This window comes from Pseudomonas sp. NFACC02, from assembly GCF_900110765.1.
Taxonomy (GTDB): Bacteria; Pseudomonadota; Gammaproteobacteria; order Pseudomonadales; family Pseudomonadaceae; genus Aquipseudomonas.
In genome coordinates this window covers 40,950-57,422 of record NZ_FOEO01000035.1, presented here as the reverse complement: position 1 = coordinate 57,422, position 16,473 = coordinate 40,950, and the positions used below count along the sequence as shown (strand labels likewise).

8 protein-coding genes and 1 pseudogene are annotated in these 16,473 nt (G+C 60.7%); 5 read left to right on the top strand and 4 right to left on the bottom strand.

Going from position 1 to position 16,473, the window contains the following annotated elements; translation table 11 throughout:
- Positions 1-355: 355 nt before the first annotated feature.
- Both BMY73_RS28960 and BMY73_RS28955 read left to right on the top strand, forming a co-directional pair.
- Positions 356-1,438: pseudogene (locus BMY73_RS28960) on the top strand (methyl-accepting chemotaxis protein); the annotation flags it as partial.
- Positions 1,424-2,296 carry a methyl-accepting chemotaxis protein gene (locus BMY73_RS28955; RefSeq protein ID WP_371914994.1) on the top strand — a complete coding sequence of 291 codons (873 nt, stop codon included), beginning with the start codon at positions 1,424-1,426 and terminating at the stop codon, positions 2,294-2,296. The pseudogene BMY73_RS28960 and the gene BMY73_RS28955, both read left to right, overlap by 15 nt.
- Positions 2,297-2,403: 107 nt before the next feature.
- Here the strand turns inward: BMY73_RS28955 and mdoH are convergent, their stop codons facing one another.
- The 4 genes from mdoH to pip all read right to left on the bottom strand — a co-directional run bounded on the left by mdoH (position 2,404) and on the right by pip (position 8,775).
- Entirely contained in the window at positions 2,404-4,992 is a 2,589-nt protein-coding gene (mdoH, locus tag BMY73_RS21875) for a glucans biosynthesis glucosyltransferase MdoH (protein ID WP_062379276.1), read from the bottom strand.
- On the bottom strand, positions 4,985-6,982 hold the full coding sequence (locus tag BMY73_RS21870) for a glucan biosynthesis protein G (RefSeq protein ID WP_175500228.1): 1,998 nt from the start codon (positions 6,980-6,982) through the stop codon (positions 4,985-4,987). Before BMY73_RS21870 ends, mdoH begins: the two co-directional genes overlap by 8 nt.
- A 258-nt stretch (positions 6,983-7,240) precedes the next feature.
- Positions 7,241-7,678 carry a D-aminoacyl-tRNA deacylase gene (gene dtd / locus BMY73_RS21865; RefSeq protein WP_092409699.1) on the bottom strand — a complete coding sequence of 146 codons (438 nt, stop codon included), beginning with the start codon at positions 7,676-7,678 and terminating at the stop codon, positions 7,241-7,243.
- Between the two features lie 125 nt (positions 7,679-7,803).
- Positions 7,804-8,775: a prolyl aminopeptidase gene (gene pip, locus BMY73_RS21860; RefSeq protein WP_092409697.1), complete on the bottom strand. Its 972-nt coding sequence runs from the start codon at positions 8,773-8,775 to the stop codon at positions 7,804-7,806.
- A gap of 435 nt (positions 8,776-9,210) precedes the next feature.
- On the opposite strand from pip, the gene BMY73_RS21855 reads away from it, so the two are divergent.
- From BMY73_RS21855 to BMY73_RS21845, 3 genes are all read left to right on the top strand, one after another.
- Positions 9,211-11,694, top strand: a complete 2,484-nt coding sequence (locus BMY73_RS21855) for a glycogen/starch/alpha-glucan phosphorylase (RefSeq protein WP_092409695.1) — start codon at positions 9,211-9,213, stop codon at positions 11,692-11,694.
- A gap of 503 nt (positions 11,695-12,197) precedes the next feature.
- On the top strand, positions 12,198-15,038 hold the full coding sequence (locus BMY73_RS21850) for a DUF2339 domain-containing protein (RefSeq protein ID WP_092409693.1): 2,841 nt from the start codon (positions 12,198-12,200) through the stop codon (positions 15,036-15,038).
- A 20-nt stretch (positions 15,039-15,058) separates the two neighbouring features.
- Positions 15,059-16,429, top strand: a complete 1,371-nt coding sequence (locus BMY73_RS21845) for a DUF3999 domain-containing protein (protein WP_371914993.1) — start codon at positions 15,059-15,061, stop codon at positions 16,427-16,429.
- The last annotated feature ends 44 nt before the right edge of the window (positions 16,430-16,473 follow it).

Genomic DNA, 16,473 nt, shown 5'->3' with positions numbered 1-16,473 from the left:
ACACAGACCTGTGTTTCAACCCGGTGCCCTGTAGGAGCCGTCCGAGGTTACGAGGGCCGCGAATGCGTTGGGTCAGTCACCATCGAGGTTGATGACCCACCGCCTTCGCCAGCAAGCCGGCTCCCACAGGCCTGCGGTCTGGCCGCTGGTTCGTGCTTCAACCCGGACTCTGTGGGAGACGTCCGAGGTTAGGGGGTATGGGCCGCATTCAGACGAAGGGGTGAAGTCACCGTGCCAATTTCTGTGAACGGCATCGCTTTGTTTTTCCGCTCAGAAATCTCCTACACGTTCTTCAGGTCATGCGTCAGCCTGCCCTGCCGATGCGCGTTTATCGCCCATTCGCAGGAGACGTACCATGTTGCAAGGCATCAACCAGGCGCTGGCCAATACCAGTGTCAAACTCAAGTTGTCGATGGGGTTCGGCCTGGTGCTGATACTGACCATGGCAATCGCCCTCACGGGATGGCACAGCTTGGACACCATGATCGAACGCTCTGAATCATTGAGCGCGATCGCCAGGCTCAACGAGTTGACCAAGGACCTGCGCGCCGAGCGCATCATATTTCGTGTGGAAAACACCGCCGAGGGCAGGAAACGAGTGACGACGCGCATCGACGAGATCAAAGCGCACCTGTCGTCACTCCGACAGGACAGTCCTCCCGCCGACATCCTCAAATTGATCGACACTCAAAGCAATACCGTGCGCTCGCTGGAAAAAACGTTCGCCGAGTTGGGGCAGTCGCTACAGGCCCGCGAAACCGCCCGCTTGCAACTCAATGCCCTGTCTGACGCTGCGATCAAGGCGGTTGGCGTCGTTGAAGGCGAAGTATTGAAAGCCGTCAGCCAGGAACAGGACAGCAGCGAACGACTGGACGAGTTCACCAACCTGATGCAGTTGCGCCGACAGATCCAGAACGCGCGCTACGAGGTTCAGGCGTATGTGTTCAGCGGCCAGACCCTGTATGAAGAAGGGGCATTGGCAGCCATTGATGAAGCATTGAAGGAAGTCGAGCAGATCACTGGAGATCAATCCGACGGGGACATCGGCAGCCTGGCGACGGCCAGGCAATCTTTGCAGCAATACCGGGCTCAACTGATCCTGTTCAAGGACTTGCAAACCCAGGCCGAGGCGGCGCACGAGTCCATGGAAGCCATGGGCGATTCCCTGCTGTCTTCCACAGGCGAGCTCAGCGCGCTTCAAAGCCTGCGTCGCGACGATGAGGCCGCCCAGTCGCGTAAAGCGTTGATCAGCGTTGCGGCGTTGGCGATGTTGCTGGGCCTGCTGGCGGCCTGGCTGATCACTCAGCAGATCATCTCGCCGTTGCGCGAGACGCTCGCTGCGGCCAAGCGCATCGCCAAAGGTGACCTGAGCACGGACCTCGACGTTCAGCGGCGCGATGAAATGGGTGATTTGCAGCACAGCATGCAGGACATGACTCAGAGCCTGCGCAAGCTGATCAGCGGAATCAGCGATGGCGTTTCACAAATCGCCAGCGCCGCAACACAGTTGTCCGCCGTGACCGAGCAAACCAGCGCGGGCGTTAGCAACCAGAAAGACGAGACCGATCAGGTCGCCACGGCGATGAACGAGATGACATCAACCGTGATGGAGGTCGCCCGTAACGCGGAACAAGCCAGCGACGCGGCGCAACAGGCAGACGAGCAAGCACGGGAAGGGGACACGGTGGTCGCCGATGCCATCAGTCAGATCGAGCGCCTGGCCACCGAGGTCGACAACTCAATCATGGCCATGGGACAACTCAAGCTGGAAAGCGACAAGATTGGCGGCGTGCTGGATGTGATCAAGTCGGTCTCGCAGCAAACCAACCTGCTGGCACTGAACGCCGCCATTGAAGCCGCCCGGGCAGGCGAAGCCGGACGCGGCTTTGCCGTGGTGGCCGATGAAGTGCGCAGCCTTGCACAGCGGACTCAGGAATCGACCGAGGAAATCGAAGTGCTGATCGCAGCCCTGCAAAACGGTACACAGCAGGTCGTCAGTACGCTGGATGCCAGCCGTATCCTGTCCGACAGCAGCGTGGAATTGAGCCGCCGTGCAGGCACTGCGCTTGAGCACATCACCCAGACCGTCTCGACGATCCAGAGCATGAATCAGCAGATCGCGACGGCGGGCGAAGAGCAAACGGTCGTGGCCGAGCAGATCAACCGCAGCGTTCTGAATGTAAGGGACGTCTCAGAGCAGACCGCTGCTGCCAGCGAGGAAACCGCTGCCTCAAGCGTCGAGCTTGCCCGGCTGGGTGCGCAATTGCAGGAGATGGTGGGCGCGTTCAGAGTGTGATGCAGCGCGCCGGCCACAGGAGCCACGTTTCTGAACCAGTGAGACACAAAAAACCGCGAAGACCGAGGCCTTCGCGGTTTTTTGTATTCGATACCTTCAGTCAGGTATCACGCGTTAGCGAGCGTGTGCTCATTCACGTGCGTGGCAGGCTGCAACGGCAGCAGCGGCGCATGAGGATCGGCTTTCACCGAGGCTCTCCATGCTTCCAGCCAGGCTTCATTGCCTTCGGCCCAGACCAGCTCATGCAGGCGAGCTAACGCGACAGGGTCGCTGAGCAACTGCAGCCGCTCGTTGTTGTTCAACTGCTCCGGGCCGGCTTTGATCGCGTGACGCACGCGCTCGACGCGCATCCATTCGATCGGCTCGGCATGACGGTGACGAGAAGTCGCCAGGGCACACGCCAGAGCGTTCTGCTGTGGGTCGACCACGGCACGCACGAAGCCGTCGTTCAGCGCATGCCAGCGATTCTCATGGGTGTACTGATCGGTGGAGATCAGCTCCTGAGGCGGCGTGTGCTCTTCAGGGATCAGGAACAGACTTTCGTCACGTGCCTTCAGGCCGAGATTGGTCCGGCTGGAGATCACCGAAACCGGGATCGACAGAATCAACGAACCGACGATAGGCACCAGCCACCACAGGAAGCTCGGGTTCAGCCACGCCACCAGCAATGCCCAGCCAAAGCCCAGCAAGGTCTGCGGACCGTGACGCTTGACGGCTTCACTCCAGGGTGTCGAGTCGTCGTCACGCTGCGGCGAGTTCCAGGTCGCGGCCCAGCCCATGAAAGCGGCGAGCACGAAACGGGTGTGGAAGATCATGCGCACGGGCGCCAGCAGCATGGAGAACAGCATCTCCAGCAGCATCGACAGCGTCACCTTGATGCGGCCGCCATAACCGACAGCGCCCTTGGCCCAGATCAGCACGATACTCAGCAACTTCGGAAGGAACAGCAGCACGATGGTCGTGGAGAACAGCGCGACGGCTTTTTCCGGGTGCCATTGTGGCCACAGCGGATAGAGCTGGCGTGGCTCCATGAAGTATGTCGGCTCCATCAGCGTGTTCACTGCCAACAACGCCGTGGACAACACCAGGAAGAAAAACCAGAGCGGTGCCGACAGGTAAGACATCACCCCCGTCAGGAACACCGCACGGTGAACCGGGTGCATGCCCTTGACCAGGAACAGGCGGAAGTTCATCAGGTTACCGTGGCACCAGCGACGGTCACGCTTGAGTTCATCCAGCAGGTTTGGCGGCAATTCTTCGTAGCTGCCTGGCAAGTCGTAGGCAATCCAGACGCCCCAGCCAGCACGGCGCATCAACGCGGCTTCGACGAAGTCGTGAGACAGGATCGCCCCCGCGAAAGCACCTTTACCCGGCAGCGGCGCCAGGGCGCAGTGCTCGATAAACGGCTTCATGCGGATGATCGCGTTGTGCCCCCAGTAATGGGATTCACCCAACTGCCAGAAGTGAAGACCAGCAGTGAACAACGGACCGTACACGCGGGTTGCGAACTGCTGCATGCGCGCATACAGCGTGTCCATGCCCGAGGCGCGTGGCGCGGTCTGGATAATGCCGGCGTCCGGTGTGGCTTCCATCAGGCGCACCAGACTGGTCAGGCACTCCCCACTCATCACCGAGTCGGCGTCGAGCACCACCATGTACCGATAATCACCACCCCAGCGGCGGCAGAAGTCGTCGAGGTTACCGCTTTTGCGCTTCACACGACGGCGACGGCGGCGGTAGAAAATCTTGCCGAATCCACCGGTTTCGCGACAAACGTCCAGCCAGGCCTGTTGCTCGGCCACGGCGATGTCGGTTTCGTTAGTGTCGCTCAGCACGAAGAAATCGAAGCGATCCAGATCGCCCGTGGCGGCAACCGACTCGAACGTAGCCCGCAAACCGGCAAACACCCGAGGCACGTCTTCGTTACAGATCGGCATCACCAAGGCCGTACGGGCACCGGCTTCGATCGGCTCGTTGCCAGCGCTTGCACCGGAAATACGGTATTTGTCGCGACCGGTCAGTAACTCGAGGAAGCCCATCAGCGCGGTCCAGAAACCGGCCGACACCCAGCAGAACAGAATCCCGAACAGCAGCAGAATGCTGGTCTGCAATGCGTACGGCATCACCTGAACAGCGGTCTGCCAGAGGGTCTGGTGACTGATTTCATCAAACGAAACCAGCGACCACCCCTGATAAGGCAGGATGCCTTTCATGTAAAAGCCGGCGACGATGGTCTGGCCCAGCATGAGAATCAGCAGGATATAACGACGAATCGAACCGACCGTGCGCCACCGAGACTTGGGCAGGTCACGCGGCAAATCTTCCTGACTTGGCTTGGGCGGGTTTGTCTTGCCGGTCATCCGGCGCCAGGCACGGTGCAGGATGTTGGTGCGCCATGGCTCGGGAACCACCTTGGTACGGCGAATCGGTGGCGTAGCCTTGAGGCAGACCCGGCCGCTGGCGTCCACGCTCAGCATTTCAGCTTCCTGCAACTCGTCAGCAGTGGTCAGCGTCAGACGACGCCCGACCGAGGCCTGGGCGGCCTCGGCAGGGTCGGTGACGGTCTGGGCCGAAAGGCGTTCATGCAGCTCAGCGAACGAAGTGCAACTGGCCAATTCGGCCCGCTGCTCGTCGCTCATCGGCAGGTGCGCCAGGTACTCGCTGAGAGACTCTGGCACGGCGTGTGAATTACTCATCGGCTGGCAACTGGTAGCTCCAGGTTTCGGTCAGAATCTGTTGATTCATGGCCGGGCCCTGTTGGGTGGATGCGGCCTCTACAGCTGGCTGCGGAGTGTCTTTGGCGCCTTTGTTGGCTTTGGCAGCGTCGCCCAGAGCAGCTTCAGGACGCGAAGCCTCGTCGGACTTAGCTTCTGCAACCTTCGCCGCTTCCGCCGATTTCGCCGCATCGGCCTTGTCACCTTTGCCTGCGTCTTTGGAGGCGTCTTTGCCATCGGCTTTCGCATCGGCCTTGGCCACCTTGGCGTCTTTCGCATCACCGGCTTTCACAGCATCGGTTTTGACGATTTCGGCTTTCTCATCTTTCGGTGGCGTTACTACCGCAACTGCCTTGGCGTCCGCTTTTTTCTCAGGCTTCTTGTCTGATTTGTCCGCGGTGATGAGCGCAGGTTCCTTGCCTGGCTCAACCGGCGTCTCGCGCAGCAGGTAAGCGCGCATCTCGACAGGCTTGTTGGTGTCCTTGACCTTGAGGCGCAGCGTCAGGCGCCAGCCTTTGGTCACCGGGTTATAACGCAGGTTGTTCTCGACCAGATCGGTGTTGTCGTCGGTGGTGACCTGGCTACGGATGGCCGAGTCTTCACCCATTTTGGCCAGGGTGGGGCCGACGAAGTCGACGAGGTAGGCAACGCTGCCGTCTGGCTGGCGGATCAGGTTGGACTGCTTCACGTCACCGGTCGAACGCAGGGTCTGCTTGACCCAGCCCAGATCAGGCGAGTGAATGGAGTCTTCGTCCATGGTCCAGTGGATCCGATAGTTGAAGTCGATCGGCTGGCCTGGCTCTGGCTGGGTTTCCGGTTTCCAGAAGGCAACGATGTTGTCGTTGGTTTCATCGGCTGTCGGGATTTCCACCAGATCGACGGTGCCCTTGCCCCAGTCGCCCTTAGGCTCGATCCAGGCGCTTGGGCGCTTGTCGTAGCGGTCGTCCAGGTCTTCGTAGTGACTGAAGCCACGGCCACGCTGCAGCAGACCGAAGCCGCGCGGGTTTTCAACCGAGAAGCTGCTGACAGACAGGTGTTTCGGGTTGTTCAAAGGACGCCAGATCCACTCGCCATTGGCCGCCTGAATCGACAGACCGCTGGAATCGTGCAGCTCACGGCGGTAGTTCAGGACCTTGGAAGGCTGGTTGGCACCGAACAGGAACATGCTGGTCAGCGGCGCAACGCCCAGTTTGCCGACCTTTTCACGCAGGAACATGCGCGATTGGACGTCGACCAGGGTGTTGGTGCCCGGACGCAGGGTCAGCTTGTAGGCCCCGGTGGCGCGTGGGGAGTCCAGCAGCGCGAAGATCACCAGATGGTTCTCGTCCGGGTTTGGCTTCTCGATCCAGAACTCGGTGAAACGCGGGAATTCTTCGCCGGACGGCATCGCGGTGTCGATGGCCATGCCGCGCGCCGACAAGCCATAAACCTGACCCTTGCCAATGACGCGGAAGTAGCTCGCGCCCAGCATGGTCATGATCTCGTCCTGTTTGTCGTCCTTGTTGATCGGGTACATGACGCGGAAACCGGCATAGCCGAGATTCTCGGTCGATTTGGGATCGAACTTCACGTCACCGAAGTCAAAACGGCTCGGGTCGTATTTGATCTCGCTAACGGTGGTCGCCGTCACTTCGTTGATCTTGACCGGCGTGTCGAAGTGCATGCCCTGGTGGTAGAACGAGATCTTGAACGGGGTTTTGTCATTGGCCCATTCAGCCTTGTCCTGCAGGAAGCGAATCTTCTGGTAATCCGCAAACTTCATGTCACGGAATTCCGCTGGAAGGTTGCTCTTGGGGGCTACGAATTTCTGTCCGGCCAGTTCTTTGGCCTTTGTCGCCACGTCGTCGAGATCGAACGCCCACAGCTGACCGGCGCCGAAAAGACAAAACAAAGCCGACCCGGCCAGCAGAGCGCTACGCAAGCGCTTGCCAGGGGTCTTTGGTGCATTACATGGACTAACAATCACGAGCAACCCTCGCCGAAAACAGATGAAGAAACCAACGGCCAGCTATCAAATGCCGGGTTGGCGAGCATTGTTCCGACTCCGAAAGGGGCCAATGATTCCCCAAACGATTTCGGACCAGTCTGCGTTTTTACCGATTGGACGGGCAATCGCCCGTCTTTGTAGCGCGCGATTATCTAGTAGCTCGCGTCACAACGCATCAGGGGAAACAAAGTATTTATGGCTTTTTGCCTAATAAATTCAGGTACTACAGGCAAAAGCGGCGGTTCAGGTCTCAAGCAAAAATGTCACAGGGCCATCATTGACCAGATGAACCTGCATATCCGCACCAAATTGGCCCGAAGCGACTGTCCTGTGCGAGGTTTTAGCCTTTTCCAGCAAATAGTCAAACAATTCGGCGCCTAACGCCGGTGGCGCCGCTTTAGAGAAGCTCGGTCGCATGCCGCTGCGCGTGTCGGCGGCCAGGGTGAACTGGGAAACCAGCAGCAATCCGCCGCCGACATCACTCAACGAAAGATTCATCTTGCCGTCGGCGTCGCTGAACACTCGATAGTTCAGCAACTTGTGCAACAACTTGTCGGCGCTGGCGCGGGAGTCTTGAGGTTCAATGCCGACCAGCACCAGCAGACCTTGATCGATGGCGCCCACTGTCGCGCCCTCGACGTCGACGCGTGCGCCGCGCACACGCTGAAGCAAACCTTTCATTTACAACCCCGTTCTCTACGGCCATCACGTGTAGGAGCGCTTGCCCGCGATCGCGGAAAGTCAGGCGCCAGCGATGTGCCTGAATGGGCGCAATCGCGGGCACGCTCCGACAGACTTAATGCGGCTTACGCCTCTTCCGGCGGTAAATCCAGCAAACGCCGAGCCACTTGTGACGCTGCGCGCACCAGCGCATCGGTGATACCCGGTTCGGACGCGGCATGACCCGCATCGCGAATCACCTGCAGTTCGCTGTTCGGCCAGGCCTGATGCAGCTCCCAGGCGTTGTCCAGCGGACAGATCACGTCATAACGCCCGTGCACGATGATCCCTGGCAGATGCGCGATCTTGGGCATGTCGCGGATCAGCTGGTTCTCTTCAAGGAACGCGTTGTGGGTGAAGTAGTGGCATTCGATCCGGGCGATGGACAAGGCGCGCTGCGGTTCGGAGAAGCGATCGACCACCAGCGGGTTGGGACGCAGCGTCGCGGTGCGGCCCTCCCATGTGGACCAGGCCTTGGCGGCGTGCATCTGGGCGATCTGATCGCTGCCGACCAGACGCTTGTGGAAGGCGGTGAGCAGGTCGCCACGCTCATCCAGCGGAATGGGGGCCAGATAGTCCTGCCAGTAATCCGGGAACAGGCGGCTTGCCCCTTCCTGATAGAACCACTTGATCTCCTGCGGCCGGCACAGAAAAACGCCCCGCAAAATCAGTGCATGCACCCGATCGGGGTGAGTTTGAGCGTAGGCCAGCGACAGCGTCGAACCCCACGAGCCGCCGAATAACACCCATTTGTCGATGCCCAGGTGTTTACGAATGCGCTCAAGGTCTTCGACCAGATGCCAGGTGGTGTTGTTTTCCAGGCTCGCGTGAGGCGTGGAACGGCCACAGCCGCGCTGGTCGAAGGTGATGATGCGGTACAGGTTCGGATCAAAGTAGCGACGGCTCTGTGCGTCGCATCCCGCACCCGGCCCACCGTGGATGAACACCACCGGCAAGCCTTCCGGCGAGCCGCTTTCATCGACATACAGCACATGAGGCTCCTCCACTGCCAGATCGTGCCGGGCATAGGGTTTGATCTGCGGGTACAAAGTCTGCATAGGTGCTCCATAAGTCCAATTCAGGGGCTTCTATCTATCTGCCGTTGGGCATCATAAACCCGAATCGAGGAATGATCATGCTTGCCTGTTTCTGCACGGCTGTCACCTCTGATTTTGTCTGCTCCAACCTGAAAAACAGTGAGCAGGGATCCCCGAAGGCCCGGGATCAGACCCAACGTGATCTGCTGAAGAATGAAACCCCGGTATCGCGGGCCAGCACGCGCCTGCGAACGCCAACCCTCTGTTGAAAGGAACTGGAACGATCAATGCAAGCGATTCAGGCGATAAAAATGCTCGCGAACCAGAGCGGGATGTCTGAGTCGAAGCGAGGGTCGTGAAAGGGGATTTTCATCCAGTCGGCAGGAAATAACCGATGACACACCCTACAGTCAAACAACCCCATTCAATCGTCCAACCAACTTGAGGTCGTACCCGATGTCTCCGGAACCCAACGTTCGTGACGCTGAAGTGGCAGCCTTCCGTGAAGCTGTACTGAACAAACTCGAGTATGCCGTCGGCAAGGATGCCGCCCATGCGTTCGACCATGACTGGTTCATGGCCATCGCCCTGGCAACCCGCGACAAGATGGCCGAGCGCTGGATGAATCACACGCGCTACATCTACAAGCAGGAAAGAAAACGTGTGTATTACCTCTCGCTCGAGTTCCTGATCGGGCGTCTGATGTTCGACAGCCTGAGCAACCTCGGCATCATGGAAGTCGCCCGCGAAGCCCTCAAGGGCTTGAATGTCGATCTGGACAATATTCGCACCCTGGAACCTGATGCCGCATTGGGCAACGGCGGTCTGGGTCGTCTGGCGGCCTGCTTCATGGAGAGCATGTCGACCTTGGGCATTGCCGGTCACGGCTACGGCATTCGTTACGAGCACGGCCTGTTCCGTCAGGCGATCGTCGACGGCTGGCAGCAGGAACAGACCGAGAACTGGCTGGATTTCGGTAACCCATGGGAGTTCGAACGCCCGGAAGTGATTTACCAGATCGGCTTTGGCGGCAGTGTTGAGCCTGTGCGTGATGTCACCGGCGCGGACGTGCTCGACGCCTCGGGTGAAACCCGCCAGATCTGGACTCCCGGCGAAACCGTGCGGGCGATTGCCTATGACACGCCGGTCGTTGGCTGGCGCGGCAAAGCCGTGAACACCCTGCGCCTGTGGCGCGCACGCGCCGTGGAAGACCTGCACCTTGAGCGCTTCAACGCCGGTGACCACGTCGGCGCCGTGGCCGAAGTGGTGCGCGCCGAAAGTATCTCGCGCGTTCTGTACCCCAACGACAGCACTGAAGCCGGCCAGGAACTGCGCCTGCGCCAGGAATACTTCTTCGTGTCGGCTTCGCTGCAAGACCTGCTGCGCCGCCACAAGAACATGGGCTACACCATCAACAGCCTGCCGGAACATGCCGCCATCCAGATGAACGACACGCACCCGTCGATCGCCGTGGCGGAGCTGATGCGTATCCTTATCGACCTCTACGACGTGGAGTGGGACGAAGCCTGGCGTATCACGGTCGGCACCCTCGCCTACACCAACCACACCTTGTTGCCCGAAGCGCTGGAAACCTGGTCTGTCGGTCTGATGGAGCGGATGCTGCCACGCCACATGCAGATCATTTACATGATCAACGCTCAGCACATCGACGATGTGCGCCTGGAGCACAAGTACGACCCTGACCTGTTCGGTCTGCTGCGCGCCGTTTCGCTGATCGAAGAGGACAATGGCCGCCGCGTGCGCATGGGTAACCTGGCGTTCATCGGCTCGCACAGCATCAACGGCGTATCGGCGCTGCACACTCAGTTGATGCGCAAGACCGTGTTCGCGCAATTGCACAAGCTTTATCCCGAGCGCATCAACAACAAGACCAACGGCATCACCTTCCGCCGCTGGTTGTTCCAGTCCAACCCACAGCTGACGGCGATGCTGGTGAAGGAACTGGGCGAACAGGTGCTCGACAATCATGAAACAGCGCTGCTGAAACTGGAGCCGATGGCAGACGACCCTTCATTCCAGAAGGAGTTTGCGGCGCAGCGGTTACACAGCAAGCGGGCGTTGGCGACGATCATTCAGGAGCGCATGGGGATCACCATCAACCCTGAAGCGATGTTCGACGTGCAGGTCAAACGGATTCACGAATACAAACGCCAGTTGCTCAATCTGTTCCATACGGTGGCGCTGTATCAGGCCATGCGCGCCGACCCGAGCACCGACTGGGTGCCACGCGTGAAGATCTTCGCGGGCAAGGCGGCGGCCAGTTATCACTCGGCCAAACTGATCATCAAATTGGCCAACGACATCGCGCGGACGGTCAACAACGACCCGACCCTGCGCGGTCGGTTGAAAGTGGTGTTCATGCCTAACTACAACGTGAGCCTGGCGGAAAGCATCATTCCCGCAGCCGACCTGTCGGAGCAGATTTCCACCGCGGGCCTCGAGGCTTCGGGCACCAGTAACATGAAGTTCGGCCTCAACGGCGCGCTGACCATCGGCACGCTGGACGGCGCCAACGTGGAGATGAGTGAGCAGGTCGGGCTGGAGCATATGTTCATCTTCGGCATGACCGCGCAAGAAGTCGAAGCGCGCAAACATGCCGGCGAATTCAACGCCCATAACGACATTGCCTCGTCCGGGCGTTTGAACGACGTGCTGCAGGCGATTCGGGGCGGCGTGTTCTCGCCGGATGATCCGTATCGCTATGTCGGTTTGATCGAGCAATTGATCAACTACGACCGCTTCTTCGTTTGCGCTGACTTCGAGTCGTACTGGGCAGCCCAGGCGAGAGTGGAAGCCCGCTGGCACGACTCGAAGGAATGGTGGCGTTCGGCCGTGCTCAACACGGCACGCATGGGCTGGTTCTCCTCGGACCGGACCATTCGGGAGTACGCCCACGACATCTGGAAAGCGCTGGACTAATAGACTGCAAACGTCTGTAGGAGCGCTCCGATGATGCGTTGTGTCAGACACTGCAACGTTGACTGACACACCGCGTTCGCGGGCAAGCGCGCTCCTACAGTGATTGGTGTCGATCACGAGATTCGTGAACGCCGAAGATCAGGTGTAGGAGCGTGGCTTGTCCCGCGATCTGTTGCGCAGCAACAGCACATTCGGCGAACGCGGTATGCCTGCCATATCGCGCTCGCCGATTTTGCGACCGCTTCGCGGCCGATCGTCCGGATGCGGCCCAGAGACAAGCCTCGCTCCTACAGGATCGGTGTCGATCATTCAGACGCAGATCACCTGTGGGAGTGAGCTTGCTCGCGAATGCGTTGCCCCAGACACTGCAACGTTGACTGACACACCGCGCTGCTCCTGCAGTGATCAAGCCCCCAGTACCCGATACAAATTGTTTCCTCCCGCCCTACGCCCGATATACTGCTCGGCATCGCCGGTCATCGGCCGAAAAGGGATGTCGTCGCGTGCAATGGATTCTTTTGCTGGCCGGTCTGTTTATTGGCGCGGTGCTCGATGAGTCGCTGTTGGGCGGCGCCGTGGGTGCGGCGATCGGGTTGGCACTGGGCTTGAGCTTGCGCCTGTCCTCGGTATCCCGCGAAGCGGCCGAACAGAAAGCCGAACTGGTAAAAACCCGCACGCACTTGCAAGCGATTCAACAACGGCTGGATCAACTCGATTCCGCCGCCGTGCAGATGCCGGATGCACCCGCCCCGCTCGACGTTCAGCCCATCGCCAACGCTGGCCCTGAGCTGCTCTGGGACTTGCCAGACCTGGAAGTCGCAACGCCCGAATTCCCCGGCGACTCCGAATGGCGCCGGCCTCCTGACGTCGCGCACCCCGTTCGCCCGACCGCGAAACCTGCCGCCCCCGCCGAACCCAACGTGTTCGACAAAGCACTGCTGCGCGCCAAAGACTGGCTGTTGGGCGGCAACACCGTGTTGCGTGTTGGCGTGGTGCTGCTGTTTCTCGGACTGGCATTCCTGTTGCGCTACGCCACCGAAGGCCTGGTGGTGCCGATCGAAGCGCGTTACGCCAGCGTCGCGTTTGCCGCGCTGGTATTGCTGGGTCTGGGCTGGTGGCTGCGACAGCGCAACGCGTCTTTTGCGCTGATGCTGCAAGGCACAGGCGTGGCCGTGTTGTACCTGACGGTGTTCGCCGCCATGAAAGTCCATACGCTGCTGGCACCTGGCATGGCCTTTGGACTGCTGGTCGCGGTAACGGTGTTCTCGGCGATCCTCGCGCTGACGCAGAACGCCCTTGCTCTGGCCTGCGTGGCGGCACTCGGAGGTTTCGCGGCGCCGCTGCTGACGTCCACCGGCGAGGGCAGCCATGTTGCGCTGTTCAGCTACTTCGCGCTGCTCAACGCGGGCATCTTCGCCATCGCGTGGTTCAAGGCCTGGCGCCCGCTGAATCTGATCGGCTTCGTCGGCACCTTCGGTATCGGTTTCGCCTGGGGTTTGAAGGCCTACACGCCAGCGCTTTTCTGGAGCACCGAACCGTTCCTGATCCTGTTCTTCCTGATGTACCTCGCGATCGGGCTGTTGTTCGCTCGGCGCACGTTGCAAGCGCACAGCACGGGCCCTGAAGACGACAGCCGGGAAGCGATGCTGCGCTGGTCAGCGAAGCAGAGCCATTACGTCGATGGCAGCCTGCTGTTCGGCACACCCATCGCGGGATTTGGTCTGCAATACGCAGTCATTCAGCACCTTGAATTCGGCGCGGCCTTCAGTGCGCTGGTGATGGGTCTGCTTTATATGAGCATCGCAAGAGTACTCGCGGGCCGTGCGCCAGGCCGCGCACTGCTGTTGGTGGAAACCTGCCTGGCGCTGGGCGTGGTGTTTGCCACTTTGGCGATTCCTCTGGGCTTGAGCGCGCAATGGACCACGGTGGCCTGGGCCGTCGAAGGTGCCGCGGTGTTCTGGCTGGGCATGCGACAGAACCGGCTGTTGGCGCGATTCTTCGGCGTGCTGCTGCAGCTCGGGGCGGGGTTCACCTTCTTGGGAATGGTCGGGCGCGGGTACTCACCGAGCTTCAACCAAGGAGACTTCTGGACGCCCCTGATCATTTCGCTGGCGGCGTTGATCAGCGCCTTTACGGTCGAGCGGATTGGCACCTTGCGCCTGCCGTTCAGCGAGCGGCTGCTGCAGCCGTCATTGCTGATCTGGGGAGCGCTGTGGTGGGCGATCGCGCTGTGTGTCAGCACCCATTACGTTCCGGGCGAACGGGAGATACCGACGCTGTTACTGCTTGGCGCTGTCAGCGTGGGCGTGTGGACGGTCGCCGCGCTGCGTCTGAAATGGGCCGGGCTGGCTCAGTTGTGCGTGCTGTTGACACCGGCCAGTGCGCTGCTTCTGGGCCTGATGCTGTTCAATCCGTATTTCAATCCGGCGGGCGATGGCGGCTGGCTGGGCTGGCTCGCGGTATTCATCGCCCATTTCCTGTCGTTGAAACGTCTCGACCCTGTGTTGCTTCCGCGCCTGCGCAGCGCCGCACATGTCATGGGCTGCTGGCTGATGATCGCCGTGCTTTCCCTGGCGCTGCGTTATGGATTGCTGGTGCTGTCCGAGTCGTACAACGCCTGGCGCTGGCTCGGCTGGGCGCTACTGCCAAGCCTGTATCTGCTGGCGATCACCGCGCCACGCCGTTGGCCTTGGCCGATCAGCGCGTACCCCCGCGAATACCGCGTCTGGGCCGCCGCACCGCTCGCAGCGCTGATGCTGGCATGGTTCTGGCTGGCTAACGGGTTCAGCGAAGGCAACGCCGACCCGCTGCCGTACATCCCGTTGATCAACCCGCTTGAGATAGGGTTGCTGATCGCCCTGGCGGGCATTTTCAACTGGACCCGTACGCAACTTCCGCACTTGGGCGTCAGTGCCGGGCATGCGCGCAAGGTCGCACTCGTCACGGCGGGTGCCTCGATCTTCGCGCTGGTCACTGCCATGGTCATGCGCGGCGCCCATCACTGGGCGGACGTCGCGTGGCAGACTGACGCACTGCTTGAATCCATGCGCGTGCAGGCGGGCCTCTCCATCGTCTGGACCTTGATGGCGCTGACGCTGATGATCGGCGGTCACCTGCGTGCGCGCCGGGAGATCTGGATCGCGGGCGCGGCGCTGATCGGCATCGTGGTCGCTAAATTATTCTTCGTCGAGCTGAGCAATCGGGGCGGGCTGGAGCGCATCGTTTCGTTTATCGGCGTTGGCATTCTGCTGCTCGTAGTGGGATATTTCGCACCATTACCACCGAAGAACCCTACACGCAGTCCGCTTCCAAACGACGCTGCGCCCCCGGATTCGCCGCCCTAACGCTCAGGAGCCCGCAGTTGATTCGTCAGTCTCTCATCACGACCGCTGTGTTCAGCGTCTTGCTGTCCGTAGCGCAACTGGCAAACGCCCAGGTTCAGACTGAGGATCTACCCGACGACTTCAGCCATCATGTGCCGCTCACGCTCAGCGGCGAAGGCCCGTGGTACCGGCTTGAATTGCCTCTGGCGCTCCAGTTGAACGCACGACAAAGCACACTCAACGATGTGCGCGTTTTCAATGCTGACGGCCAGGCCCAACCCTACGCGCTGACGTTCAGCCAGCCCCCGGCTCAGGAAGACCAGACGCCGGTCGCGGTGAAGTGGTTTCCGCTCTACAACAGCGATGACGCCAGGGACGCCGAACCGAAGATCCGTGTCGAGCGCACGACGACGGGCACGCTGGTAGAGGTGCAGCCTCAGGGCGAAATCGAGGCCGGTGAAGAAATCCTGCGAGGCTGGCTGCTCGACACCAGCGCCATTAACGCGCCGCTAGATCAACTCGTGCTCGACTGGAGCACCGAACGCGAAGGCTTTCAGCGATTCAGTATTGAGGCCAGCGACGACCTTCAGCGCTGGGAGCGCTGGGGCGAAGGCCAGGTGGCCCGGCTGTCGTTTGCTGATGAGCTGGTCGAGCAGCGCGTTGTGACCTTGCCGGGACGTCAAGCCCGCTACCTGCGTCTGTTATGGACCTCGCCGCAAACCGCCCCGACGCTCGCGTCCGCGGAACTGATCAGCACGCGCCCCGGTGTCATGCCCCTGAGTTGGTCGCCGAGCATCAACGGCAGCGTCGAGAAGCCAGGCGTGTATGTCTGGCAACTGCCGGTTGCCCTGCCGCTCGAACGCGTGAAAATCGCCATCGCGCAGCCCAACAGCCTTGCACCTGCGACCTTGTATGCACGCCGCGACAACACCGCGCCGTGGCAACTGATCGACAGCGGCCTGCTCTATCGGCTGACCCAGAATGGTCGGGACGTGGTGCAGGACGAGATGGAGTTGCCGGGCAATGTGGTGCAGCAATTGAAGCTGGAGGTCGATGATCGCGGCGGCGGTCTGGGCAACGACGCACCGAAGTTGAGCTTCGCGGTCCGTGCCACGCAGTTGGTGTTCCTCGGCCGTGGTGCACCGCCTTATAGCCTCGCCATCGGCAACGCAACGATAAAGGGCGCCAACCTGCCCCTGTCAACCTTGGTGCCGGGCGTGACGCCGGAGAAACTTGCCGCACTGGGCAGCGCAAAGCTGGCGGTAACGCCTGTCGCGGTTCCCGCACCTGCGGCGCCCGTGGCTGCGGGGCCCGACTGGAAACGCATGGGGCTGTGGGGCGTGCTGGTGCTCGGGGTGATTTTCCTGGGCTGGATGGCGATTGGCACACTCCGCGCATCCCGTCTTAAATAACGTTCGGTGTTGTTAAGCGGGTTTTGTTAAGCGGGTGCTGTTGC

Bases quoted from the DNA above. Each gene is read 5' to 3' on its own strand.
- BMY73_RS21855 (WP_092409695.1), top strand. From the start codon at position 9,211: ATGTCTCCGGAACCCAACGTTCGTGACGCTGAAGTGGCAGCCTTCCGT.
- pip (WP_092409697.1), bottom strand. From the start codon at position 8,775: ATGCAGACTTTGTACCCGCAGATCAAACCCTATGCCCGGCACGATCTG.
- BMY73_RS28955 (WP_371914994.1), top strand. From the start codon at position 1,424: ATGCAGGACATGACTCAGAGCCTGCGCAAGCTGATCAGCGGAATCAGC.
- dtd (WP_092409699.1), bottom strand. From the start codon at position 7,678: ATGAAAGGTTTGCTTCAGCGTGTGCGCGGCGCACGCGTCGACGTCGAG.
- mdoH (WP_062379276.1), bottom strand. From the start codon at position 4,992: ATGAGTAATTCACACGCCGTGCCAGAGTCTCTCAGCGAGTACCTGGCG.